We start from the raw sequence: 22,960 nt of genomic DNA, 5'->3' as shown, positions 1-22,960 counted from the left end.
GCGGTGACCGATTTCTTTGTTGACATCTGCTTTTTTTCCATGGGCCCGATCAATCTTCAAGGATTTACGCAGGCCAGACCATGGCGACGTTGGTTAATGGTTGCTTGCATGTCCGTCAGTTGCGGATGGGCACCCGCCCAGGCTCAGAGGGCTGATTTTGATGCCAACAGCTACAACCCAGCGGTGTTGCATGTTCGCTTCACCTCCGCCGAAGGCCGCACGACGTCGGATCAAACCGATGCCTTTCTCGATCTCACCTTGATCCCCGTTTCGGGCGAGGTTGAAGGGGTCCGTGCTGAGTTGTCCATTGCGGACTTTCGACAGCTGCTTGCTCAGCTGTATCAGCAGTTGTCGCGTCTTGAGTCCCTTCATGTTGAGGACCCCTTGGCGCCATCCCGTCAACTCTATGAGCTGATGTTTGGTGGTCTTTCTGAGGCCCTTCATAGGGAGAAGATCACGACTTTGCTGATTTCTGCCGACCGTGGTCTGCAAGCAGTTCCCTTTGCGGCATTGAATGATGGTCAACGCTTCTTTGGCGATCGTTATGCCTTTGCGATCACTCCATCTCTTGCCTTGATGGATTTTGAGACGCTCTCTGGCAGCCAGGACAGGATGCTTGCCTTTGGTGCATCAGAGTTCAAAGGCTTGGCTGAATTGCCCTTAGTTCCCCAGGAAATTCTCCGAGTTGGAGATCCACAGAAGAAAGATCAATTTCTCAATCAGGAGTTCACCTTGGACTCCCTTTTGAATAAGGGTGGCGAATCCCGTTACAACCAACTCCACGTGGCAACCCATGCTGAATTCAAGCCTGGTGGGCCAGAATCGTCGAAGTTGTATTCGGGTGCAGGACCCATTTCGATGAAGGAGTTGGCCCAGTTGCGTCGAAAGCGCAAGGGTGTTCCATTGGATCTGGTTGTGTTTAGTGCCTGTCGAACAGCTCTGGGTGATGCTGATGCTGAATTGGGTTTTAGTGGTCTTGCACTGCAGGCGGGTGCCCGCAGTGCTATGGGGACGCTTTGGTATGTCGATGATGTGGCGACATCGGCCTACTTCGTGTTGATGTATCGCTATCTCAATCAAGGTGTCCCCAAGGCCAATGCCATGCAGTTGACCCGTCAGGCTTTCCTGCGGGGTCAGGTTCGACTGATGGATGACCAATTGCTCGGCCCTGATGATCAACCACTGCTGACGGAGCTCACATCAACGCAGCAACGTCGGGCTTTGAATGGTCTTGAAAATCCTTTTTATTGGGCTGGGATCACATTGATGGGGTCTCCCCAGTAACAGCCATATGGCTCCTATCCAAATCTGCTCCAGCTGAACGCTTGAAGTAAGCCGGCCATCTGGCGATTCATCTTTTTCCCCCTAACAGCTCCGGCCGTGAGCTCAGCCGTGATGGCGGCAAGGAGAACGCCATTGCGGTGATGGCCGCAGGCCAGCCACAGGCCCTGCAGCGGACCAGGGCCGAGTAAGGGGCCCTCGTCCGGCGTGCAGGGGCGAAACCCCCACCAACGCTCCATGGGAGGCCAGTTGGCCGCTGTTGGCAGCAGGCTGGCGATGCCCGTCTGCAATTGTTTCTGGCCATCTGGCGTGAGGCCTTCAGCAAATCCGGCGTCCCGTTCGCTGGTGGCCCCCACTACGATCAATCCGTCCTCGCGTGGCACCAGATAGGTGCCGGGGCCGAAGATCACCCGTTTGAGTGCCTCCCGCGGACCCTGCAGCGACAGCATCTGGCCTTTCACGGGGAAAACGGGCAGTTGCGGGACCAGTTGTTGGCTCCAAGCGCCACTGCAGAGCACCGCCTGCCGGCAGCTCAGTTGCTGCTGTTCCCCTTCGGCGCTGCGCAAATGGATGCTGCAGAGCTGTCCAGCGGAATCCCGTGCCAGGTCGAGCACCTCCGCCCCTTCCATGAACTTCACGCCCAGAGATACACAGGCGCGCTCCAGGGCCCGCATCAATTGCCTGCGGTTGTCAATCTGGCCGTCCTGCTCGAACAGCAATCCTGTGCTCCACTCCGGCCCCAAGCCTGGGATTTCCCGCTCCAGCCCGGTGCGGTCCAAGGTTTTCCCAAGGCTTGCGGTTGGGTAAGCGTCCCGCTCGGTCGCCGTTCGGAACGGCACCACGATGCCGCTGTTGCGCAGGCCGCAGCCCAGCCCGCTGTCACCTTCAATTTGTGCGACCCAGCGAGGGATTCGCTCGAGACTGGCTTGGCCCAGCTTCAACAACTTGCCGCTTAGGCCTTCGGCATGCGGTGCCAGCATTCCTGCAGCTACAAAGCCTGCAGCTTCACTGCGGCGGCGACTGATCACCAGAACCGTTTGGTTTTGACGGGCCAGTTGGTGAGCAACGGCGAGGCCCATCAAGCCACCCCCCAGCACGAGTGTTGCTGGTGTTTGTGCAGGGGTCATGGCTGGTTTAAGTCTCCAGGCGTGGTGGTGCTGCGACCTTCAGCAAATGCTCCAGATGATTGGCCGCCTGTTCCATGCTGTCAGGCCCTTGGCGTAGTTCGCTGCAAATGCTTGCCAGTGCCGAGGCATCTCCTCGGGTTGTGGCGTCAATGCCGTCCAGCAATAGATTGATCATCAGGTTGCTGTTGCGGCAGCGCTCACTGCTGATGAGCAGCATTTCGGCAGCGAGTTCGGCATCAAAAAGAATCGAGCTTTGCAGTGCTTCTCGCGAAAACCTGAGGAGTTCTGTGCCTGCATCCATCACCCGAACACGCGCGCTGTGGCGGGTCTCTCCAATTCCAAACAGGGCCATTTCCCCGAGAACGGCTCCTTCCCCCACTACTGCAATGGTTCGGGAAGGATTCCCACTTTGATGGATTTCGATGGTCAGGCGGCCTTGTTGCAACAGCAGAAGCGAGTCGGCCAGGTCTCCTTGTTCAATCAAGACGGCATTGGTTTCAGGGTGCAGGAGTTCGGGTTCGAGCTGCTTCAAATGGGTCTGCAGCAAATTCCGCAGCCTGCGGTTGATTGGTGTTTGCTCCCCCAGTGCAGGATCCATGCTGGCCAGGCAACGACCCTCATCCTGATCAGCCTCAGCCTGATTCCATAGGATCTCCGAATCTGCTTCACATCACGGGCGCATGGCCGACGCAGCAACCCAACCGGCCTGGGAGGCCGTGATCGGTCTCGAGACCCACGTGCAGCTGGGAACGGACAGCAAAATTTTCACGGCTGCGTCCACCACCTTTGGTGATGACCCCAACACCCACATCGACCCGGTGGTGTGCGGTCTGCCCGGCACCCTGCCGGTGCTGAACCAGAAGGTGCTCGAGTATGCGGTGAAGGCAGCGATGGCGCTGAACCTCAACATCGCTGAACACAGCAAGTTCGACCGCAAGCAGTACTTCTACCCCGATCTCCCGAAGAACTATCAGATCTCCCAGTACGACCAGCCGATCGCCGAGGAGGGCTGGATCGAGGTGGAGGTCGCTGAAAAAGGCAAGGACACTTACCTGAAGACCATCGGCATCGAGCGTCTGCACATGGAGGAGGACGCCGGCAAGCTGGTGCATGCCGGCAGCGACCGCCTGGCGGGTTCCACCCATTCGCTCGTGGACTACAACCGGGCCGGTGTGGCCCTGGCCGAGATCGTCAGCAAGCCGGACCTGCGCACCGGCCGTGAAGCGGCCGAATACGCCTCGGAGATCCGTCGGATCATGCGGTATCTGGGGGTGAGCGACGGCAACATGCAGGAGGGATCCCTGCGTTGTGACGTCAACATCTCCGTGCGCCGGGGGCCGGATGCGCCCTTCGGAACGAAGGTGGAGATCAAGAACATGAACTCGTTCTCGGCCATCCAAAAGGCCTGCGAGTACGAGATCAAGCGTCAGATCAAGGCCTACGAGACCGGTGAGCCGATCGTTCAGGAGACCCGCCTCTGGGATGAGGGCAAGCAGCTCACCAAGAGCATGCGCAGCAAGGAAGGCGCCAGCGATTACCGCTATTTCCCGGATCCTGACCTCGGCCCGATTGAGGTGAGCGCGGATCAGCGGGAGTCCTGGCGCGCTGAATTGCCGGAGCTGCCGGCGGCCAAGCGGCATCGCTACGCCGATGAGCTGGGTCTCTCCCAGTACGACGCTCGGGTGCTCACCGATGAGCGGCCGATGGCCGACTATTTCGAGGCCGTTGTGGGTGCTGGCGCTGACGCCAAGCTTGCGGCGAACTGGATCACCGGCGACATCGCCGCCCATGTGAACAGCAACCGGCTCAGCTTCACCGAACTGCCCTTCCGGCCTGAGCAGTTGGCCGAGATGGTGCAACTGATCGATGGCGGCAAGATCAGCGGCAAGATCGCCAAGGAGATCCTTCCTGAGCTGCTTGAGAAAGGCGGCTCCCCCAAGGCAATCGTCGACGAGCGCGGCCTCGGCATGATCAGCGATCCGGCGGCGATCGAAGCCATCGTTGATGAGCTGTTGGGGGCCCACCCCGATGAGGTGGAGGCCTTCCGTGGCGGCAAGACCAAGCTGCAGGGCTTCTTCGTCGGACAGTTGATGAAGAAGACCGGTGGCAAGGCGGATCCCAAGCTCGCCAACCAGATTCTGAGCAAGAAGCTCAAGGGTTGATGAGCGGAGCGGCAGCCATTCCCGACGCCTGGAAGGAGTGGCTGCTGCGGAACCGGGATCGCGGCTGTGATCCTGAAGGCTTGATGCAGCGGGCCCTCGACCAGGGGTTTGCGCAAGAAGCGATTGCGGCAGTTCTCGATTCGTCGTCCCTTGGGCTTACAACCACGAACCCACCATCGCCCGATTGGCTCGCCTGGTTCGAGTCCCCCCTCACCCGGCCAGAGCACCGGCCTCGCGCCTGGCGGTTGGATACGTCGCTGGCCCAGGTCTATGAGCTGCCAGGGCTGCTCAGCCACGAGGAATGCGAGCAGGTGATCGACGCCATCAACGCGTCATTGCAGCCGTCAACGGTGACCCGCGGCAGCAGCGACTACCGCACCAGTCGCACCTGTCATTTGCGCCAAAACCATCCCCAGCTGGCGGCGAGCCTTGATCAGCGCTTTGCAGCCTTGTTCGGCGTGGACCCGCGCCTCTCGGAACCGATTCAGGGGCAGCGCTACGACCCCGGCGAATACTTCAAGGAACACACGGATTGGTTTACTCCGGGGACGGAGGAATACCCCACCCACACCGACAGTGGCGGTCAACGCACCTGGACGGTCATGGTTTATCTCAACCCTGTGGAGCGGGGTGGAGAGACGTTGTTCCGCCGCCTGGGCCGCTCCTTTTCGCCGGTGCCAGGCATGGCGTTGGCCTGGAACAACCTCCAGGCTGATGGCACTCCCAACCCCTTCACGCTGCATGAGGCCTTGCCGGTGGAGGTGGGCCACAAATGGGTGATCACCAAGTGGTTCCGTGCCGACTTCGGGAGGAATGGCTGATCAATTAAAGCTGTCGGAGTTGCATCTAGAACGCGAAGTGTCGCTGTTTTGATTCAGCTCTTGAATCAAAATATATGTTGAGGGGGCAATCAGAAGGGTTGATTCGAGTGTTGTGGAAACTCGGATATACTCAGTGAGGTAATTATGGCTAACCTTTCTGTTTTTCAAACTCACCAACGAAATTGTTCCAGTTTTCCCTTGTTTTAAAGTAATCTAGGCCTTCTGAAGGTTTTGACCGCCCAAACGTCGCCTTGTTGACAAAATTAATTTTCCAATTATTAAAATTCAAGCAAGGATTTTTGGGGTTGTAGGATTTCTCGTGATTTGCGTATTTTTCCATAAGTGCCGCGAGAGTATCTGTGTAGCGAGACGTCCCAAATGTTTCGAGGACTAGGTCTTTTGACGGAGTTTTGCCGCTAAATGAGTAATTTTTCATCTTATTCATTATTTCCATGAAAAAAGGTGATGATTTTTTTGTTGCAAAAAAGCCATTGGAAAGGCCCGGCTCTCTCTCTCTTATATATAGGGTAGTATCAGCGGATAAAATTCTTTGAGCAAGTGTCCCCGATACTGACTTGGAAATAACCATATCGGCATCAATCCATATGCAATCATTTTTTGTTGCATATGCAATTCTGAATATATCCGCCTCTACGGCATAGTGAAATGCAGACCTGAATGGCTCTATGAATTCAGGAGTATTCTCCGAGATCCAGGCTAGCGCTGTATTGTGATCAAAAAGTAAAATATTATTCAAGCCAATTTTGTTCAATTCATAATTCCACTCGTCAGTTAATCGACGTATTTGCTTTGGAGGATCTCCTTGGCTCCAGTATTGGAATGCTTGGTGAGTAAATACCGGCATGTTTTTCTTTGTGTGATGGAAAGTTTTATAAGAAAAAATCCAGTGAGGATAAAGTGGGCTTTTACTTGCTGAGAGTATGTTTTTTGTGAATATGTCCAATTCTTTTCCTTGGCCGTTGTTCTTGAATATATAGTTGCTGTTGCGTTTTTTCTGGATCAAAAGCCATCCGGCGTGATTTTTTGCAGCCGACACTGATCCATGTGATAGTAATAATCTAAGTTTTCTGTTATGGTATTTATCGTTAAATGGATCTGTTTGAATCAGCCTTTCTAGGATTTCTATGGATTCTCTTTTGTGCTTAGATGAAAGGTCTATGTTGCATGCCAGTTGCAGGAGTTGCGAATTTTTTTGAGTGTATTTAAGGCCATTTGAAAGTGAAACAAGTGCTTTTTTGCTTTTGCCCAGCGACCAGAAAATTTTAAACAAATACTCATGGCCTACATGTTGAGTTGGGTGGATTTCAGCTAGTTTTTTGGCATGCTTTATGCAGTTCCTTGGGTCGTTGTTTTTATATGTTATGTGGCAAATTGTTTTCAGAGCCCTAAGACTTGTAGGGAATTTTGCTAGAAATTGATCGGCTGTTGATAACGCATCTGTTTTTCTGTCTAACGCCATTTGGTATTTACATAAGTTCCAAAATGTTGCTTCAGTATTGGGGTAATGTTGATGAATAGTCAATGTTACTTGTAGGGCATTTTCTAAGTCTCGTTTTTTAGCGTAAAATTCTCTAATTTTATTGAGATGGGCTTTGAATTTGTCGTCGTCAGGGAAGTGCTTGGCACCTTTTTTAGAAATGCAATAGGCTAGCTTTAAATTATTTTTTTTCAGAGCTTTCTCGCAAAGAAAATCATAGCTTTCTGCTCCATGATTGTTGGTCAGCCACTCCTGGGATGCCCTGTTAATATTGTTTAATTTTTTGACAAATTTGATTTTTAGGGCTCTTTTAGAGAGTTTGTAGGCTTGATGGTAATGTCCTAGAGTGAGCATTAGTTCACATGCTCTTGTATATGCTGGCAAAAAATTCGGATTTCTATGGATATAATCGAGTGCCTTTTTAAGTTGCTCGGCGTCTTGATTGCAGTCATATGTATTTTTTCGGGACTGAGTGGAAGAATGCAAAAAGCACCGCAAGTTAAATGATAATGTTTTATAGTTCTTCCGTACTGCAATAATCAACCGTGGGAGGTTTGCTGCTGTCCGAGTCACCTTTTTATTTTAGTTGAGATCCTTCAATTCTACGTCAATACATGTAAATTGATTTTTGTCCCTGGAACTCATCCCTGCATTTAAGTAAGGTGAGATTTGATATTGCTAGCCAGCGGGGACTTTCGTCAAAAATGCTCTTGCTTGAGGTCTCCATCCACCAGGTTGGCCTCGATTGGCAAGCACGTGATCTGCCAAGCCGCGTTTTCGGTTCAGGGGCCATTGGGCGGCGATGCGGGCTTGTGCAGCTTCAGGGCTTAGCCCGTCACGCGCGATCAAGCGCTTGAGTTGCTGGGATTCATCGCAGTCGACCAGCCAGATTTCGCTGCAGAGCGACTCCAGGCCCGCTTCGAACAACAGCGGAATCATCAGCACCACGGCTGGTGTCTTGGCATGGAGGCTGAGTTCTTGGTCGAAGCGCTCCCGCACGATCGGGTGAATCAGTTGCTCGAGCCACCGCCGCTCATCAGGGTCCTGGAACACGATGCGGCCCAGGGCAGCTCGATTGATGGCCGTTCCTCCCTTGATCTGAACACTGGAGCCGTACCGCTGCAGCACGGTTCTTGTGGCTTGGCTATCGGGCTCGAGGGCCTCTCGGGCGAATTGATCTGCATCCAACACCGGCAGACCTTGCTGCGCCAACCAATGACCCACGCTGCTCTTGCCGCTGGCAATCCCGCCTGTGAGTCCGATGCGTCGTTGCGAGAACGGCTCGCCAGGCGCCATGGTGTCGGAGCAGGATGCATCCAGTGTCTCGCGGCGGATCAGTAGTGGCGATGGCTTCTTCTTGGCAACCGATCCAGGGCGGTGTGACGGCACCGAATGGGTTCCAGGCGGCCGGCATCGTTGCCGGCCTGAAGCCCTCGGGCAAACCTGATCTGGCATTGGTTCTGGCCCCGGAGGCGGCGGTTTGTACGGGCACCTTCACCACCTCCGTGGTGCGGGCGGCCTGTGTTGATCTCTGCCGTGATCGCCTCATCAGTACTGCCGGCCAGGCCCGTGCCGTGTTGATCAACTCCGGTCAGGCCAATGCCTGTACCGGAGACCGCGGCTTGGTCGACAGCCAGCGTGCCACCCAGGTGCTTGCCGATCAGCTCGGCGTCGATGCGGAATCGGTGTTGATCTGCTCCACCGGTGTGATCGGCGTGCCAATTCCGATGTCCACTCTTCTGGCTGGGTTGGCTCCTTTGGTGGAGGCCTTGGATGACGCCGGTGGTGATGCAGCGGCCAACGCCATCCTCACCACTGATCTGGTGGACAAGCAGGTGGCGCTTGAACTGGAACTGGAGGGGCGCCGGGTGCGCATTGGAGGGATGTCCAAAGGCTCGGGAATGATTCACCCCGACATGGCCACGATGCTCGGCTTCTTCAGTTGCGATGCCGGGGTCGATGCCGGCGTTTGGCAGGGGATGGTGCAGCGTGCGGTGCAGCGTTCCTTCAACGCCATCACCGTTGATGGAGACACCAGCACCAACGACACCGTGCTGGCCTTTGCGGCAGGCCCACCGCTGGCCCAACAACACCATGCCCTTTTGGAACAAGGCCTCACCCAGGCGATGCAGCAGCTGGCCCAGGCCATTGCCCGAGATGGCGAAGGGGCGACTTGCTTAATCGAAGTGCAGGTGGAGGGTGCCGTTGATGAGGCTGCGGCCTTGCAGGTGGCGCGCACGATCTGTGGCTCGTCCTTGGTGAAGACTGCTGTCCATGGCCGGGATCCCAATTGGGGGCGGATCGTGGCGGCAGCAGGTCGCTCCGGAGTGTCTTTCGATCCGGATGCGGTTGCTCTTTGGATTGGTCCGCATCAGTTGATGGCGGCCGGTCAACCCGTGGCCTTTGATCGCGCTGCAGCCAGCAAAGTTCTGCGGCAGGAGCATGTTCCGATTCGCCTCGGCCTGGGGCATGGTTCTGGCTGTGGTCAGGCCTGGGGATGTGACCTGTCGGATCAGTACGTGCGCATCAACGCCGACTACACGACTTAAATTAATAATGTTGCAATAGCGGTTTTTAAGCAGTTTATTTAATCTGTTGCAAAATATGCGAATAGTTATGTCTCGCACTTCTGACTATATCTCCTCGAGAAGAATTGGAATTCTCTGAAGACGCGACCTAGTCTAAATGAAGGCATTTAAATTAAAACTAGATTCTGCAGTATTTTTTTGAAAGTTTGTCGAGCCATTCTCTGTGTGGAGATTTTAATTCTTTGTGATGATTGATTAAAGCTTCGAGTAGTTTGGCTTTCTTATTTTTAAGAAGTTCGTCTTGACTTAAATCAGTGCTCTGCGATGTATCTTTTTTTCTGTCGTATAAAAGCTCTGCCCCTTCACTATTTATGGCATACCAGTAGCTATCGGTCGCAATGCCAACTCTGCCATGATTTTGAGGATCTGTGCTTGAATCTTCGATGTAAACAAAATTGTCAAGCTTTGTTGCTGAGAATAATTCTTCCGCGTAGCTCTTGCCTTCAAACTTTATTCCCGTATCAATCTCAAGCAGGTCTAATATTGTAGGAGCAAAATCGATTGTGCTCCACAAAAAATCTATGTTCTTTGTCCCACTAATTTTTGCTGGGAATGAGATCAAGAGAGGTACCTTATAAGCGCACTCATGCATACCAGTTTTGCCCATTAAGCCGTGTTCCCCCATGTAGTCTCCGTGATCACTGGTAAAAACTATTAATGTATTTTCTAGTTCTCCTGAAGCATCTAATTGATGTAGGAGTTTCCCGACGTTGAGGTCAATTAGTTTTACCATGCCCAAATAACTTGCTTTTTTCTGTTTGTATGCATTTTCGTCATTGATTGGATATGCCTCTCCGTTTTTCAGCCACTCTCTTAAGGAGTCGTGTCTTTTTCTGAATGTTTCGGGGAGTCTCATTTCCTTCTTGGCATACATTGATTCGTATGGCTCTCGTGTTTTATACGGTGGATGTGGATCCGGATAACTGATCATGAGACAGAATGGTTTATTTCGTTTTCTTTTTAATATATCAATTGCTTTATTTGTAAGCCAGTCTGTCATGTAGCTTGTCTCATCTCCGATGGTCTCAAACATATTTGGTTGATCATGCTGTGTAAAGGGATTCTTCTTGTCAGTAATCTCATGGACTTCTTTGAAGTGTCCGCGATTAAACATCAGCAAATTATTGGCGAATCCCATGCGCCTTGACTTATGTACCCAGCCAGGTCGCCTGTTCCCATCTAGGTGATATTTTCCTATGTAATGTGTTTCGTATCCATTTTGTTTTAAGGCGTGTGCAAAAGTTTTTTTATTTTGGCTTATTGAATGATTATTGCATGTTGCTCCGTGAGAGTGAGGGTATAAACCTGTCAAAAATGTACCTCTCGATGGAGTACATGGATTACAGTTCGCGAAAAAATTACTACACAAAAAGCCATTTCGAGAAATTGAGTCTATTTGGGGAGTGAGTAATTGACTTTGCTCTTGATATGCAGAAACTGTCCATTGAGCCTGCTGGTCAGTCTGTATAACGACGAGATTACTTTGTTTCATTTTGTGCTAATTTGTTGGATGCTTGAAGCCATTTGATTTTTTCTTGGATTCCCTCTGAAGCTAGAAGTATATTTGAGCTAACAGCCAGATTAGCTGTTTTGGTAGTATGTATTTCATAGTCAAAGTAGTTCATCAGTTCTAAATAATCTGTGAGTTCTTCTTGGATCAGCTGCAATCCTTTAATGCCCAAAAAAGTGATATATTTTGGTGTCATATTTATGATTTCAGTAATTTTCGTATTTGATTTGCCGGGAATATTCGGGATATTCTGATTCATCTCCAATTTTCGCTCTTGGATTGGGGTTAGTGCTTGTTCTGGATCGTTGCAAAAGCTCTCATAGGAAATATATGGTGATTCGGGAAATAGCGATAGATTTTTTTGCTGTATTAATGCGAGCTTGATCCATCGTCGAGTTGCTAGCTTGATAGCATGATTGAAATTAAAAATCTTTTCTTTCAGTGCATATCGATTGACATACGAACCGATATGGAGGTATGGATTGCTCATCCAAAATATAAAAAATGGATTTTTAAAATCACTGTTAATTTGCTTGACATGGCATAAATTAGGTGGACTTGCTTCGAGAAAAGTATTGCACTGGTGCTCTATTGCTAGTCTTGGCCAAATTTCTTTTGCGACTTTGTAATTCATAGGGATGTCTGGATTCCACCTCTCCTTTTGGTTGATGGATGACCAGACTTCTGGAATTCTTAATCCTTCGTTGTTTCCATGGCTCGGTAAAAAGCAATTATCTATTTTCTCGGCTATGTATTGACTTGCTACGGTAGTTCCCGAATTTAGAGGGCTAATCAAAAATATATATCTCATCGGCTTTCTTTTGGTTGGTAGGATCTATTTTACTTTATTATGAATATTCTTCTTTAGCAGCATTGCTGCCTGAAATTTGCTTGATGTGGTTTTGACTGGCTCATCGTCTGCTGATCTTTTGGACGTTTTTGAGCTGCTTAATGGTGGCTGATCTTTGTCTTTAGTGGCTTTGTGCCGGTTAACTCAGTACTCAGTATCGCAGCAATAACGCCACCTGCTTCCCTTTTTTAGACACTGATCCGCCTGTGGTTAGTGGTTTTTGGGGCACATGCGCAACATGGCGACTGTGCCACTTAAAGCTTCTGTTCTGGATCCCTGCCACAATCCGAGTCTTCGTCAGCTCCATCCGTGGACCATCCCAGCTCCCCTGACGCTCCCGTTGAGGCCAAGGCACGTTTCTGGGTGGGGCCCTTGGTGGCTGGTTGTTGTTTCGCCCTTGGTTACGGCATCACCGAGCGGGTGCTGACGCTGCAGACCAATGCTGAGGACCCTGTTCCTGAGGCTTTCACGCCGCTCGCGTTTCCAGGGGATTCCCTGCATGAGATGCGGGCTCGGTTCAGTGACGACGATTCATCCCTGCAAGTGGATGTCACAGCCCTAGAAGCTGCCGAGGCTGCAAGCCGCCCCGCCCAGCCAGCGGTCAAGGAGACGCCCAAACCCGCTGTGGCGGTGCAGACGCCCGAACCCCCGGTCTGGGCAGCCCCCGCCTGGTCGGACCCTCAAACCATTGCCCCCGGGCTTGAGGAAGATGACGGCCCGGCCCCCTCCTCAGCCCAGGAGCGTGAACCGGAGCTTGATGACAGCAATGCCGACTCCCTGGCGCTTCCTGAGGAGTCCATCGAGGCGATGCCTGCTGTGGTTGTTCCAGACGGTGATTCACCGGTGCTGATGGCTGAGCCAGAACCTTTTGTGCTGCCTCCTGGCGCGGAAGCCTTTTTCGAAGTCATTGAGCCCGTAACTCCGCCTCAGCCCTGATCTCCGGTTGGATCTGCCACAGTTGAAGCTGTCTGCAATCGGTCCATGGGCTCGTCTGAGGCCTTGATTCGTGCCACGGTGAACCGCATCAGTGCGCGCCTTGGTCACGGCTTTGCGGACGCTGCAGCGGAGTTGGCGGTGCTGGCGCAAGACGCCCCGCAACGGCTGCGCCAGGAATGGGATCTGTTTCAAGACGAGGTGCGTGCCGAAGCGGAACGGATTGAACGGGGTGATCAGGCCACGGTGAGCACAGATGGGGAGTCGACGTCGGAACCGTCGCACAACCCTCAAGAGGTCATCGATCGTCTTCGGGCCACGGTGGCTGATCTGAGCCAAGCGATCGAGGCGCGTCCCTGATGCTGGGACTGCTGCGAGCGCTCCGCATCTGGCGCGCTGTCCTGACGCTGCTGCTGTTGCTTTGGTGGGATGGCCAGTCCTGGACCTACCGCGGTGGTGTCACCGCCGAGCGTCGTGCGCGCCGCCAGCAACAGCGAGCCCGTTGGTTGACGGCTGAGTTGCTGTCTCTGGGTTCCGCTTTCATCAAGCTGGGGCAACTGCTCTCCGCCCGCCCAGACATTCTCCCCGCGGGCTGGGTGGCTGAACTGGCAGCACTGCAGGACAGCGTTCCGGCCTTCAGTTTTGATCAGGTGCAGACCGTGCTCGAGCGAGAGCTGGGTCCGCGCTGTGCCGAGGTGATCGACCTCGATCCCGAGCCTCTGGGCGCAGCCTCGCTTGCTCAGGTGCATCGCGCCAGCCTGCGCAGTGGCCGCCAGGTGGTGCTCAAGGTGCAGCGCCCTGGGCTCGATCGCCTGTTTCGCCTTGATCTGGAGGTGATGCAGCAGGTGGCAGCTGTGCTGCAACGCAATCCCAGCTGGGGGCGTGGTCGCGATTGGCCGGCGATGGCACGGGAATGTCGACGTGTGCTGCTGCGTGAGCTCGATTTCCGCGTTGAGGCGCAGTACGCCGCTCGTTTTCGTCAGCAATTTCTGGATGACGAACGCATCAGGATCCCTGGTGTGATCTGGGAGTTGAGCACGCGCCGTGTGCTGTGCCTCGACTACCTGCCCGGTATCAAGGTCAATGACCGTGAGGCGTTGATCGAAGCCGGTGTTGATCCGGCCGCTGTGGCTGAGGTGGGTGCAGCCAGTTATCTCAAGCAGTTGGTGCGGTTTGGTTTCTTCCATGCCGATCCGCATCCCGGCAACCTCGCCGTCGCCAGTGATGGCGCACTCATCTACTACGACTTCGGGATGATGGGGTTGTTGTCGGACGGCTTGCGTCGACGTCTGGGAGCGATGGTTCGCGCCGCTGCTGCGAGGGATTCAGCTGCATTGGTGGAGGAGTTGCAGGCGGCCGGAGTGATCTCTGGCGGCATTGATGTGGGTCCGGTGCGCCGTCTCGTGCGGCTGATGCTGCAGGAGGCCCTCACCCCACCGTTCACGGCCAACGTGATCGACAAACTCTCCGGCGATCTCTACGACCTGGTTTATGGCCAGCCCTTTCGTCTGCCGGTTGAGCTGATCTTCGTGATGCGGGCGTTGTCCACCTTCGAGGGTGTTGGCCGCAGCCTTGATCCCGCTTTTAGTTTGGTGGCGATCGCCAAGCCTTATCTCCTTCCACTCATGACCTCCAGCGGCTCCGGCAGCAACGATCTGTTCAACGAACTCGGCCGTCAGGTCGGGGCCTTCAGCAGCCGCGCTGCGGCCTTCCCGCGGCGCTTGGATGAAAGTCTGGAACGCCTGGAGCAGGGGGATCTTCAGCTCCAGGTGCGGCTGGGCGAATCGGATCGTCAGTTCCGTCGGATGGCCCTGGCTCAGCAATCGATCGGCCAATCGGTGTTGCTCGGATGCCTGGCTTTGGCCACCGCGGTTGTGGGTGCCAGTGCCCGCCCGCTCTGGTCACTTCTTCCGGCTGCTGCTGCCTTGCCGGTGGGCTTGGGCTGGTTCCGAATGCAGGTCAAGATCCGTCGTGATCAACGGTTGGAGCAGTTGCCCGGTTCCAACCGTTGAACGTTCGTCGGAGGCCTGGGATCAGGCTTTGCCGCGGGGGCCTTGGCCCACAGCACCGGCGTAGACGGCCTGGCTGCCCAGCTCGTCTTCGATGCGAAGCAGCTGGTTGTACTTGGCGACCCGCTCGCTGCGGCTGAGGGAGCCGGTCTTGATCTGTCCGGCGCGGGTGGCAACGGAGAGGTCGGCGATGGTGGTGTCTTCGGTTTCGCCACTGCGGTGGCTGATCACGCTGGTGTAGCCGGAGCGGCCTGCCAGGTCGATGGCCTGGAGGGTTTCGGTGAGCGAACCGATCTGGTTCACCTTGATCAGGATCGAGTTGGCCGTAGCGCTGTCGATGCCCTGTTGAAGACGCTTGGTGTTGGTCACGAACAGGTCGTCACCCACCAGCTGCACCTTGCCACCGAGCCGTTCGGTCAGCAGCTTCCAGCCATCCCAATCGTCTTCCGCCAGGCCGTCTTCGATCGAAACGATCGGGAATTTCTCCACCAGTTGCTCGAGTTGGCCCACCATCTCGGCGCTGGTGTAGCTGCCGCCATCGAAGGCATAACGGCCGTTCTCGAAGAATTCGGTGCTGGCCACGTCCAGGGCCAGGGAGATCTGTTCGCCGGGCTTGTAGCCCGCCTTGCTGATCGCTTCCACCAGGATTTCGCCGGCTTCCACATTGCCCAGATCTGGTGCGAAGCCGCCTTCGTCGCCCACGGCGGTGCTCATGCCCTTGTCGCTGAGCAGTTTCTTGAGGGTGTGGAACACCTCGGTGCCCATCCGCAGGGCTTCACGGAAGCTCGGAGCCCCGTGGGGCACCAGCATGAATTCCTGGAAGTCCAGGCTGTTCGCGGCATGGGCGCCACCGTTGATCACGTTCATCAACGGCACCGGTAGCAGGTTGGCCATCGGGCCGCCGAGGTAGCGGTAGAGGGGAATCCCCAGCCCGTTGGCAGCAGCGCGGGCGGTGGCCATGCTCACCGCAAGGATCGCGTTGGCTCCCAGGTTGGATTTGTTGTCGCTTCCGTCCAGCTCCAGCATCGCGGCGTCCACAGCCGCCTGATCCAGGGCGGAAAGGCCGCAGAGGGCCGGTGCGATTCGCTCTTCGATGTGGTTCACGGCCTGGCCCACACCCTTGCCCATGTAGCGATCGCCGCCGTCACGCAATTCGTGGGCTTCGTGGGCACCGGTGCTGGCACCACTGGGAACGATGGCCCGTCCCATGGCACCTCCTTCGAGCAGCACCTCGGCTTCAACCGTGGGGTTGCCGCGGGAATCGAGCACCTCTCGGGCCACGATGGTGTCGATGACGAGGTCGAGGGAATCGATCACGTTGGGACGGACGCTTAACCCGGGGATCTTATGGGTCGCCCCTCTCTCTCGTGTTGTGACGGGTCATACCTGGCCAGAATGACGGCAGGTTCACGCTGCACGACGCTCACCCATGCGGATGCTTCACACCATGCTCCGGGTCGCTGATCTGGAGCGGTCTCTGGGCTTCTACACCGAGGTCCTGGGCATGCAGCTTCTGCGTCGAAAGGATTACCCCAGCGGCCGCTTCACCCTGGCGTTTGTTGGCTATGGGTCGGAGAGCGACCACACGGTCCTCGAGCTCACCCACAACTGGGACACCGACAGCTACACGCTGGGTGATGCCTACGGCCACATCGCGCTGGGGGTGGAGGACATCCACAGCACCTGCGCCGGCATTGCCGATAAGGGTGGTCGCGTGGTGCGGGAACCTGGTCCGATGAAGCACGGAACCACCGTCATCGCCTTTGTGGAGGATCCGGATGGCTACAAGGTGGAATTGATCGAGATGTCCTCCAAAGCCCACGCCTGAAGAACCGGATGACTTCATCGCCAGCGTTGAACGGCAGCCTCACCCATGAGCCGGAGCGCTTCAGCGACGCGGCCTGGGATCTGCTGCTCAGTGGTCAGGACGTTGCCCGTCGCTGGCGCCATGAGCAGTTGGATGTGGAGCACCTGATCCAGGTGCTGTTCACCGATCCCTCCTGCCGCCGCCTGGTGGAGCGCTTGCCCCTCCCCATCGATGCGCTCTTGGATCGCTTGGAGGATGTGCTGGCTGATCAGCCCTCCGGGCGAGGCGCAGAGCTCTTCATCGGTGATGACCTGGAACAGCTGCTCGATTCGGCTGATGCCATCCGTCGGCGCTGGAATGGTGATGTCATCGATCTGCCGGAAGTGCTGATGGCCATTGGTGCCGATCCGCGGATCGGCGCTGATCTGTTCGCCGGCTTTGGTTTGTCGGCCGATGCCCTAGAGCAGCTGATCCAACGCGGCATGGACCAACGGGTTACTGGGGCTTCCGTTCCACCTCAGGAGCGGTCTATGCCGCGGTCTCAGCCGGAGGTGCAGCAGGAAGCGCCCCGTCGTGAACGGGTGGCGCGCGTTCCCTCCTCCTCCCGTGTGCTGCGCGACCCGGAGCCTGTCGCCCCTGTCACCCCTCAGTCGCCTGCCCCTGAGGCCCCCTTGCAGGAGTCCCCCACGGCCTTGGAGTCCTATGGGCGGGATCTCACCGAAGAGGCGGAAGCAGGCAGCCTGGATCCGGTGATCGGTCGTGATTCTGAAATTCGCAACCTGATCAAGGTGCTCTCGCGCCGGAGCAAGAACAATCCGGTGCTCATCGGTGAACCCGGTGTTGGCAAAACAGCGATTGCGGAGCTGCTGGCGCAGCGGATCGTGGCAGGAGAAGTTCCGGAGTCGCTGCAGGGTCTGCGGCTGGTGGCGCTGGATTTAGGGGCCTTGATCGCCGGTGCCAAGTTCCGTGGTCAATTCGAGGAACGCCTGCGCTCAGTGCTCGAGGAGGTGAGTGGTTCCGATTCCGGGGTGGTGTTGTTCATCGATGAGCTGCACACCGTTGTCGGCAGTGATCGCAGCAGCACCGATGCCGGCAGTCTGTTGAAACCAGCCCTGGCCCGAGGAGACCTGCGCTGCATCGGTGCGACCACGCCGGAGGATTACCGGCTCACGGTGGAAAAAGATCCGGCCCTCAACCGCCGCTTCCAGCAGGTGGTGATCCGGGAGCCGGATCTGGAACTCAGCCTCGAAATCCTGCGCGGCTTGAAGGAGCGCTACGAGCTCCACCACGGCGTCAGCATCACCGATGAGGCCATTCAGACCGCCAACCGTCTCGCCGACCGCTACATCAGCGACCGCTGCCTGCCGGACAAAGCCATTGATCTGATCGACGAGGCGGCCGCACAACTGAAGATGGAGGTGACCTCCAAGCCGCAGGTGGTGGAGGAGGCCGAGGCGGATCTACGCCGCGTTGAACTGGCCCTGCTCGCCGCAGAGCAGGCGCCTGAAGCGGAGCGGATTCAGCTCCAGCGCAACCGGCTCGAAGTGTCCACGCGACTGGACGATCTGCGGCGGCGCTGGCAGGAGGAGCGAGGTCAGCTCGAGGAACTCGGCCAGCTGCTCCAGCAGGACGAAGACCTGCGCCATGCCATCGCTGAGGCCGAGCGGGATGGTGACCTTGAGGAAGCGGCCCGCCTCCAGTACGACCAGCTGCATCGGGTGCAGCAGCGCCGGGATGAACTGGAGGCATCCCAGGCGGAGGCCCAGTCCGCCGGAACGGCCCTGCTGCGTGAGCAGGTGGAGGCCGGTGACATTGCGGATCTGGTGGCCCGTTGGACCGGAATCCCCGTGCAGCGGCTGTTGGCGGGCGAGCGGCGCAAACTCCTGGATCTCGACGCCCATCTCGCTGAACGGGTGATTGGTCAGGGCGAGGCGGTGACGGCCGTTGCTGCTGCCATCCGCCGGGCCAGGGCCGGCATGAAGGATCCCCGTCGACCGGTGGGTTCTTTCCTGTTCCTGGGGCCGACTGGCGTCGGTAAGACCGAGCTGGCGAAGGCGCTGGCGGGGTCGTTGTTCGACGAAGAGGAGGCGCTGGTTCGCCTCGACATGAGTGAGTTCATGGAGCGGAACGCCGTGGCTCGGCTAATCGGTGCTCCTCCGGGTTATGTCGGTTACGAGGAAGGGGGGCAACTCACGGAGGCCGTGCGCCGCCGGCCCTATGCGGTGCTGCTTCTCGATGAAGTGGAGAAGGCCCATCCCGATGTGTTCAACCTGCTGCTGCAGGTGCTGGATGACGGCCGGCTCACCGATTCCCAGGGCCGCACCGTTGATTTCCGCCACACCGTGGTCGTGATGACCAGCAATCTGGCCAGCCCGGCGATCCTCGAAGATGCCCGCTCGGGATCCACGGATGAGTCAGCCCTGCAACAGCAGGTGGATGCAGCGCTCTCCAGCCAGTTCCGGCCTGAATTCCTCAACCGCATCGATGAGGTGATTCGTTTCCGGCCGTTGGAGGTCTCCGATCTGGTGCGGATTGTGCAGTTGCAACTGAAGGATCTCGCTGCTCTGTTGGCTGAGCAGGGCCTGGCCCTGCTCGTGGATGACGCCGTCGCTGAGGCCATGGCCCGTCAGGGCCATGAACCGGAGTACGGGGCGCGGCCGCTGCGTCGGGTGCTGCGCCGCCAGCTGGAAAATCCGCTCTCCACACTGCTGCTTGAGGAGCGCTTTGTCGGAGCCAGTGGCGTGACGGTGAGGCTGGGGGAGGCCGGCACCGATGCCCTGGTGTTCGATCCGGTGGGGGTTTGAGGGCATCCGGTAGGGTGTCTGTTTGGCGAAGTGCCTACCGGCACCGTTGTCAACTTCCGGTCCCATCCCCGTGACCAGCCCCATCTCTGAGGACACCACCACTTCCGACGGCTCAAAAGCCGCTGCCGATTCCACCAAATCCGGTGGTTTTCTGGCGGACACGGTTGATGAGCTGAAACTCGTGGTCTGGCCCAGCCGCCAGCAACTGTTCAGCGAATCCATCGCTGTGATCCTGATGGTCAGCCTTTCGGCCGCCACCATCGCGGCTGTCAGTCGTTTCTTTGGGTGGGCTTCGTCCCAGGTGTTCCGCTGACTCGATATCACCTTTCTCGCCGTGCCAGACGACCTGACCACACCGGACGCCCCTGAGGTGCTTGATCTGCCGGCCCCGAATGAGGGGGAAAACGGCACCTTGCCTGCGGCGGCTGTCGCCAACACGGCCATCGCCCGTTGGTACGCCGTTCAGGTGGCCTCCAGCTGCGAGAAGAAGGTCAAGGCCACCCTGGAGCAGCGGGCCGTCACCCTCGGGGTGAGCAACCGAATTCTCGAAATCGAGATCCCCCAGACCCCTGCCGTCAAGCTGAAGAAGGACGGCACCCGTCAGTCCACCGAGGAGAAGGTGTTCCCCGGTTATGTGCTGGTTCGGATGGTGCTGGATGAGGACACGATGATGGCGGTGCGGAGCACCCCGAACGTGATCAATTTCGTCGGGGCTGAAGATCGGCGCGCCACCGGTAAGGCCCGCGGTCACATCAAGCCGCGACCCCTCAGCCGTTCTGAGGTGGATCGCATCTTCAAGCGCGCTGCCGAGAAGAAGACCGTTGTCAAGGTGGATCTCACCGAAGGCGATCAGATCCTGGTGACTGCTGGTCCGTTCAAGGACTTCCAGGGCGAGGTGATCGAGGTGTCTGGCGAGCGCAACAAGCTCAAGGCCCTGCTCTCCATCTTTGGTCGCGAGACCCCGGTGGAACTGGAGTTCTCTCAGATCAGTAAACAGAACTGACCTGGCGGCGGCCGTCTCCCTGCGGAGGGCGGCCTTGGGAGTGGGCAACCATTCCGCCGCACCCGACCCGAGGGTCTGGTGATCCGCAGCTGTCCAAACCCCCCAGCCGATGGCCAAGAAAGTCGTAGCTGTGATCAAGCTGGCCCTAGACGCCGGCAAAGCCAACCCCGCGCCGCCGGTGGGCCCTGCCCTCGGTCAGCACGGTGTGAACATCATGATGTTCTGCAAGGAGTACAACGCTCGGACGCAGGACAAAGCCGGTTATGTGATTCCGGTGGAGATCTCGGTCTTCGAAGACCGCAGCTTCACCTTCATCACCAAAACGCCTCCGGCGTCGGTGCTGATCACCAAGGCCGCAAAGATCCAAAAGGGATCCGGTGAGTCCGCCAAGGGAAGTGTTGGATCGATCACTCGAGCTCAGCTCGAAGAGATCGCCAAGACCAAACTCCCTGACCTCAACTGCACCAGCGTTGAGTCCGCCATGCGGATCATCGAAGGCACCGCCCGCAACATGGGCGTTTCCATCAGCGACTGACGTCGCTGCATCGCTTCTCCAACCCATTCGGGGGAGGCATCCCTGATGTCGTCTGAACCCCAACTCTGAACATGCCCAAAATCTCCAAGCGCCTGGCCAGCCTGGCCGGCAAGATCGAGGACCGTGCCTACGCACCCCTCGAGGCGATTGCCCTGGTCAAGGACAACGCCAACGCGAAATTCGACGAGACGATGGAGGCCCATGTGCGCCTCGGCATCGATCCGAAGTACACCGACCAGCAGCTGCGCACCACCGTGGCTCTGCCCAACGGCACCGGTCAGACCGTGCGCATCGCTGTGGTGACCCGCGGTGAGAAGGTGGCTGAAGCCAAAGCCGCCGGTGCTGAACTCGCCGGTGAAGAAGACCTGGTGGAAAGCATCAGCAAGGGCGAAATGGATTTCGACCTGTTGATTGCCACCCCCGACATGATGCCCAAGGTGGCCAAACTGGGTCGGGTTCTCGGCCCCCGTGGCTTGATGCCCAACCCCAAGGCCGGCACCGTCACTACGGACCTCGAGGCTGCGATCAAGGAATTCAAGGCCGGCAAACTGGAATTCCGTGCCGACCGCACCGGCATCGTTCACGTCCGCTTCGGCAAGGCCAGCTTCAGTGCCGATGCCCTGCTGCAGAACCTCAAGACCCTGCAGGAAACCATCGACCGCAACAAGCCCAGCGGTGCTAAGGGCCGTTACTGGAAGTCCCTGTATGTGACCTCCACCATGGGTCCTTCCGTTGAAGTCGATTTCTCTGCTCTGCAGGACATCGAGCAGGGGAGCTGATCCGGCTCTCCTCTACACTCAACGATTGGCGAAAGCCAAATCGGGCACGCGCCCGGCCAGAGACAGCAGGATGTCCCTGGGCATGACGTCAGTCATTCCCGTTGATGTAATCCCTGCCGAGGCAGACGCGACACGGTTTTGTCCCATTCGGGATTGGATCGGCACGCGGCCTCGTCTTCCTTTCGAAGACTCGATCGGCCGCGTGCCCAGCTTGTTCCTTTGATCCGATCCAATCCCTATGGGCCGCACGCTGGAGAACAAGCAGCAGATCGTCGGAGAGCTCAAAGAGCTCCTCGCCGACGCCGAACTGGCACTTGTCCTTGATTTCAAGGGCCTGTCCATCAAAGAAATGTCTGACCTGCGGGATCGCCTGCAGGCCAGCGACAGCGTTTGCAAGGTGACCAAAAACACCTTGATGCGCCGTGCCATTGATGGTGACAGCAACTGGGCCAGCCTCGATTCCCTGCTGACCGGAACCAACGCCTTCGTCCTGGTGAAGGGCGATGTTGGTGCCGGTGTGAAGGCCGTTCAGACCTTCCAGAAGGAACTCAAGAAGTCCGAGACCAAGGGCGGCCTTTTCGAAGGCAAGCTCCTGTCTCAGGACGAGATCAAAGCCATTGCCGATCTCCCCTCCAAGGAGCAGCTCATGGCTCAGATCGCCGGTGCCATCAACGCCGTGGCCACGAAGGTCGCTGTGGGCATCAACGAGGTTCCCTCTGGTATGGCCAGGGCACTCAAGCAGCACGCCGAAGGCGGCGAAGGCTGATTCGGACTTGCCGAGACCACTGTTCATTGATCTGTTGCTTCCCCTTTCAAAACCATGTCTGCAAAAACCGACGAAATTCTCGAATCGCTGAAATCCCTCTCCCTGCTTGAAGCTTCCGAGCTGGTCAAGCAGATCGAAGAGGCCTTCGGTGTGTCCGCCGCAGCATCTGCTGGTGTTGTGATGGCTGCCCCTGGCGCTGCTGGTGGCGGTGGCGATGCCGCTGAAGAGAAGACCGAATTCGACGTGATCCTCGAAGGCTTCGACGCCTCCGCCAAGATCAAGGTCCTCAAGGCCGTCCGTGAGGCCACCGGTCTGGGTCTGGGCGACGCCAAGGCTCTGGTCGAGGCTGCTCCCAAGGCCGTCAAGGAAGGTGTCTCCAAGGAAGACGCCGAGGCTGCCAAGAAGGCCATCGAAGAAGCAGGCGGCAAGGTCACCCTCAAGTGATCGCCTTGGGAGAGGGCTTGCCCCTCTCCCCCTGTGTTGTTCA

At 56.9% G+C, this 22,960-nt stretch carries 22 protein-coding genes; 15 read left to right on the top strand and 7 right to left on the bottom strand.

Features of this window, described 5'->3' with window-relative positions:
• The first annotated feature begins 3 nt into the window (after positions 1-3).
• Positions 4-1,284: a CHAT domain-containing protein gene (locus SynRS9902_RS12595; protein WP_186509374.1), complete on the top strand. Its 1,281-nt coding sequence runs from the start codon at positions 4-6 to the stop codon at positions 1,282-1,284.
• 14 nt (positions 1,285-1,298) lie between these two features.
• Here the strand turns inward: SynRS9902_RS12595 and SynRS9902_RS12590 are convergent, their stop codons facing one another.
• Both SynRS9902_RS12590 and SynRS9902_RS12585 read right to left on the bottom strand, forming a co-directional pair.
• Complete coding sequence (locus SynRS9902_RS12590) at positions 1,299-2,408, bottom strand: FAD-dependent oxidoreductase (protein ID WP_186509373.1); 1,110 nt, start codon at positions 2,406-2,408, stop codon at positions 1,299-1,301.
• A gap of 7 nt (positions 2,409-2,415) precedes the next feature.
• Positions 2,416-3,006, bottom strand: a complete 591-nt coding sequence (locus SynRS9902_RS12585) for a cyclic nucleotide-binding domain-containing protein (RefSeq protein WP_186509372.1) — start codon at positions 3,004-3,006, stop codon at positions 2,416-2,418.
• Between the two features lie 82 nt (positions 3,007-3,088).
• Between SynRS9902_RS12585 and gatB the strand changes: the two genes are divergently transcribed.
• Complete coding sequence (gene gatB / locus SynRS9902_RS12580; protein ID WP_186509371.1) at positions 3,089-4,570, top strand: Asp-tRNA(Asn)/Glu-tRNA(Gln) amidotransferase subunit GatB; 1,482 nt, start codon at positions 3,089-3,091, stop codon at positions 4,568-4,570.
• Positions 4,570-5,391: a 2OG-Fe(II) oxygenase gene (locus SynRS9902_RS12575; protein WP_186509370.1), complete on the top strand. Its 822-nt coding sequence runs from the start codon at positions 4,570-4,572 to the stop codon at positions 5,389-5,391. Before gatB ends, SynRS9902_RS12575 begins: the two co-directional genes overlap by 1 nt.
• Positions 5,392-5,539: 148 nt before the next feature.
• On the opposite strand, the gene SynRS9902_RS12570 is transcribed toward SynRS9902_RS12575, so the two are convergent.
• Together SynRS9902_RS12570 and coaE are read right to left on the bottom strand one after the other, a co-directional pair.
• On the bottom strand, positions 5,540-7,462 hold the full coding sequence (locus SynRS9902_RS12570) for a lipopolysaccharide assembly protein LapB (protein WP_186509369.1): 1,923 nt from the start codon (positions 7,460-7,462) through the stop codon (positions 5,540-5,542).
• A gap of 105 nt (positions 7,463-7,567) precedes the next feature.
• A complete protein-coding gene (gene coaE, locus SynRS9902_RS12565; protein WP_186509368.1) occupies positions 7,568-8,185 on the bottom strand; it encodes a dephospho-CoA kinase in 618 nt (205 codons plus the stop codon).
• A 50-nt stretch (positions 8,186-8,235) separates the two neighbouring features.
• Here coaE and argJ point away from each other — a divergent pair, with 50 nt between their 5' ends.
• Positions 8,236-9,438, top strand: a complete 1,203-nt coding sequence (gene argJ, locus SynRS9902_RS12560; protein WP_186509367.1) for a bifunctional glutamate N-acetyltransferase/amino-acid acetyltransferase ArgJ — start codon at positions 8,236-8,238, stop codon at positions 9,436-9,438.
• A gap of 157 nt (positions 9,439-9,595) precedes the next feature.
• Here argJ and SynRS9902_RS12555 read toward each other — a convergent pair whose 3' ends face one another.
• Entirely contained in the window at positions 9,596-10,969 is a 1,374-nt protein-coding gene (locus SynRS9902_RS12555) for a sulfatase-like hydrolase/transferase (protein WP_186509366.1), read from the bottom strand.
• The gene (locus SynRS9902_RS12550) at positions 10,956-11,621 is read right to left on the bottom strand and encodes a hypothetical protein (protein WP_186509365.1); all 666 of its coding nucleotides are present in this window, start codon (positions 11,619-11,621) and stop codon (positions 10,956-10,958) included. Before SynRS9902_RS12550 ends, SynRS9902_RS12555 begins: the two co-directional genes overlap by 14 nt.
• Positions 11,622-12,146: 525 nt before the next feature.
• On the opposite strand from SynRS9902_RS12550, the gene SynRS9902_RS12545 reads away from it, so the two are divergent.
• From SynRS9902_RS12545 to SynRS9902_RS12535, 3 genes are read left to right on the top strand one after another with little or no spacing between them, the layout of a single operon-like run.
• Positions 12,147-12,773: a hypothetical protein gene (locus SynRS9902_RS12545; protein WP_186509364.1), complete on the top strand. Its 627-nt coding sequence runs from the start codon at positions 12,147-12,149 to the stop codon at positions 12,771-12,773.
• Positions 12,774-12,818: 45 nt separating this feature from the next.
• A complete protein-coding gene (locus SynRS9902_RS12540) occupies positions 12,819-13,130 on the top strand; it encodes a hypothetical protein (RefSeq protein ID WP_186509363.1) in 312 nt (103 codons plus the stop codon).
• The gene (locus SynRS9902_RS12535) at positions 13,130-14,782 is read left to right on the top strand and encodes an AarF/ABC1/UbiB kinase family protein (protein ID WP_186509362.1); all 1,653 of its coding nucleotides are present in this window, start codon (positions 13,130-13,132) and stop codon (positions 14,780-14,782) included. The genes SynRS9902_RS12540 and SynRS9902_RS12535 overlap by 1 nt, the downstream gene beginning before the upstream one ends.
• Before the next feature lie 21 nt (positions 14,783-14,803).
• Here the strand turns inward: SynRS9902_RS12535 and eno are convergent, their stop codons facing one another.
• On the bottom strand, positions 14,804-16,096 hold the full coding sequence (eno, locus tag SynRS9902_RS12530) for a phosphopyruvate hydratase (RefSeq protein ID WP_038552476.1): 1,293 nt from the start codon (positions 16,094-16,096) through the stop codon (positions 14,804-14,806).
• A gap of 112 nt (positions 16,097-16,208) precedes the next feature.
• Between eno and gloA the strand changes: the two genes are divergently transcribed.
• The 8 genes from gloA to rplL all read left to right on the top strand — a co-directional run bounded on the left by gloA (position 16,209) and on the right by rplL (position 22,917).
• Positions 16,209-16,607 (top strand): lactoylglutathione lyase, encoded by a 399-nt coding sequence (gloA, locus tag SynRS9902_RS12525; RefSeq protein WP_115081257.1) that lies wholly within the window; start codon positions 16,209-16,211, stop codon positions 16,605-16,607.
• A gap of 8 nt (positions 16,608-16,615) precedes the next feature.
• On the top strand, positions 16,616-19,390 hold the full coding sequence (locus SynRS9902_RS12520; protein WP_186509361.1) for an ATP-dependent Clp protease ATP-binding subunit: 2,775 nt from the start codon (positions 16,616-16,618) through the stop codon (positions 19,388-19,390).
• Between the two features lie 70 nt (positions 19,391-19,460).
• Positions 19,461-19,703: a preprotein translocase subunit SecE gene (gene secE / locus SynRS9902_RS12515; RefSeq protein ID WP_006850159.1), complete on the top strand. Its 243-nt coding sequence runs from the start codon at positions 19,461-19,463 to the stop codon at positions 19,701-19,703.
• A gap of 21 nt (positions 19,704-19,724) precedes the next feature.
• Positions 19,725-20,393 (top strand): transcription termination/antitermination protein NusG, encoded by a 669-nt coding sequence (gene nusG, locus SynRS9902_RS12510; protein ID WP_186509360.1) that lies wholly within the window; start codon positions 19,725-19,727, stop codon positions 20,391-20,393.
• Between the two features lie 109 nt (positions 20,394-20,502).
• On the top strand, positions 20,503-20,928 hold the full coding sequence (rplK, locus tag SynRS9902_RS12505; protein WP_115081253.1) for a 50S ribosomal protein L11: 426 nt from the start codon (positions 20,503-20,505) through the stop codon (positions 20,926-20,928).
• Between the two features lie 71 nt (positions 20,929-20,999).
• Positions 21,000-21,707 carry a 50S ribosomal protein L1 gene (gene rplA, locus SynRS9902_RS12500; protein WP_038552494.1) on the top strand — a complete coding sequence of 236 codons (708 nt, stop codon included), beginning with the start codon at positions 21,000-21,002 and terminating at the stop codon, positions 21,705-21,707.
• Positions 21,708-21,945: 238 nt separating this feature from the next.
• Entirely contained in the window at positions 21,946-22,473 is a 528-nt protein-coding gene (gene rplJ, locus SynRS9902_RS12495; RefSeq protein ID WP_186509359.1) for a 50S ribosomal protein L10, read from the top strand.
• Between the two features lie 54 nt (positions 22,474-22,527).
• Positions 22,528-22,917, top strand: coding sequence for a 50S ribosomal protein L7/L12 (rplL, locus tag SynRS9902_RS12490; protein WP_114987674.1), 390 nt, complete (start codon positions 22,528-22,530; stop codon positions 22,915-22,917).
• Positions 22,918-22,960: the final 43 nt, after the last annotated feature.

Source organism: Synechococcus sp. RS9902 (assembly GCF_014279635.1).
Classification (GTDB): Bacteria; Cyanobacteriota; Cyanobacteriia; order PCC-6307; family Cyanobiaceae; genus Parasynechococcus.
Note: the sequence above shows the minus strand (reverse complement) of the source record. Positions and strands in the feature narration are given on the sequence as shown.

Excerpts from the sequence above, each read along its gene's own strand:
- SynRS9902_RS12590 (WP_186509373.1), bottom strand. The coding sequence starts at position 2,408 with ATGACCCCTGCACAAACACCAGCAACACTCGTGCTGGGGGGTGGCTTG.
- SynRS9902_RS12585 (WP_186509372.1), bottom strand. The coding sequence starts at position 3,006 with ATGGATCCTGCACTGGGGGAGCAAACACCAATCAACCGCAGGCTGCGG.
- gatB (WP_186509371.1), top strand. The coding sequence starts at position 3,089 with ATGGCCGACGCAGCAACCCAACCGGCCTGGGAGGCCGTGATCGGTCTC.
- SynRS9902_RS12575 (WP_186509370.1), top strand. The coding sequence starts at position 4,570 with ATGAGCGGAGCGGCAGCCATTCCCGACGCCTGGAAGGAGTGGCTGCTG.
- coaE (WP_186509368.1), bottom strand. The coding sequence starts at position 8,185 with ATGGCGCCTGGCGAGCCGTTCTCGCAACGACGCATCGGACTCACAGGC.
- argJ (WP_186509367.1), top strand. The coding sequence starts at position 8,236 with ATGGCTTCTTCTTGGCAACCGATCCAGGGCGGTGTGACGGCACCGAAT.
- SynRS9902_RS12555 (WP_186509366.1), bottom strand. The coding sequence starts at position 10,969 with ATGAAACAAAGTAATCTCGTCGTTATACAGACTGACCAGCAGGCTCAA.
- SynRS9902_RS12550 (WP_186509365.1), bottom strand. The coding sequence starts at position 11,621 with ATGAATTACAAAGTCGCAAAAGAAATTTGGCCAAGACTAGCAATAGAG.
- SynRS9902_RS12540 (WP_186509363.1), top strand. The coding sequence starts at position 12,819 with ATGGGCTCGTCTGAGGCCTTGATTCGTGCCACGGTGAACCGCATCAGT.
- SynRS9902_RS12535 (WP_186509362.1), top strand. The coding sequence starts at position 13,130 with ATGCTGGGACTGCTGCGAGCGCTCCGCATCTGGCGCGCTGTCCTGACG.
- gloA (WP_115081257.1), top strand. The coding sequence starts at position 16,209 with ATGCGGATGCTTCACACCATGCTCCGGGTCGCTGATCTGGAGCGGTCT.
- SynRS9902_RS12520 (WP_186509361.1), top strand. The coding sequence starts at position 16,616 with ATGACTTCATCGCCAGCGTTGAACGGCAGCCTCACCCATGAGCCGGAG.
- rplK (WP_115081253.1), top strand. The coding sequence starts at position 20,503 with ATGGCCAAGAAAGTCGTAGCTGTGATCAAGCTGGCCCTAGACGCCGGC.
- rplA (WP_038552494.1), top strand. The coding sequence starts at position 21,000 with ATGCCCAAAATCTCCAAGCGCCTGGCCAGCCTGGCCGGCAAGATCGAG.
- rplJ (WP_186509359.1), top strand. The coding sequence starts at position 21,946 with ATGGGCCGCACGCTGGAGAACAAGCAGCAGATCGTCGGAGAGCTCAAA.
- rplL (WP_114987674.1), top strand. The coding sequence starts at position 22,528 with ATGTCTGCAAAAACCGACGAAATTCTCGAATCGCTGAAATCCCTCTCC.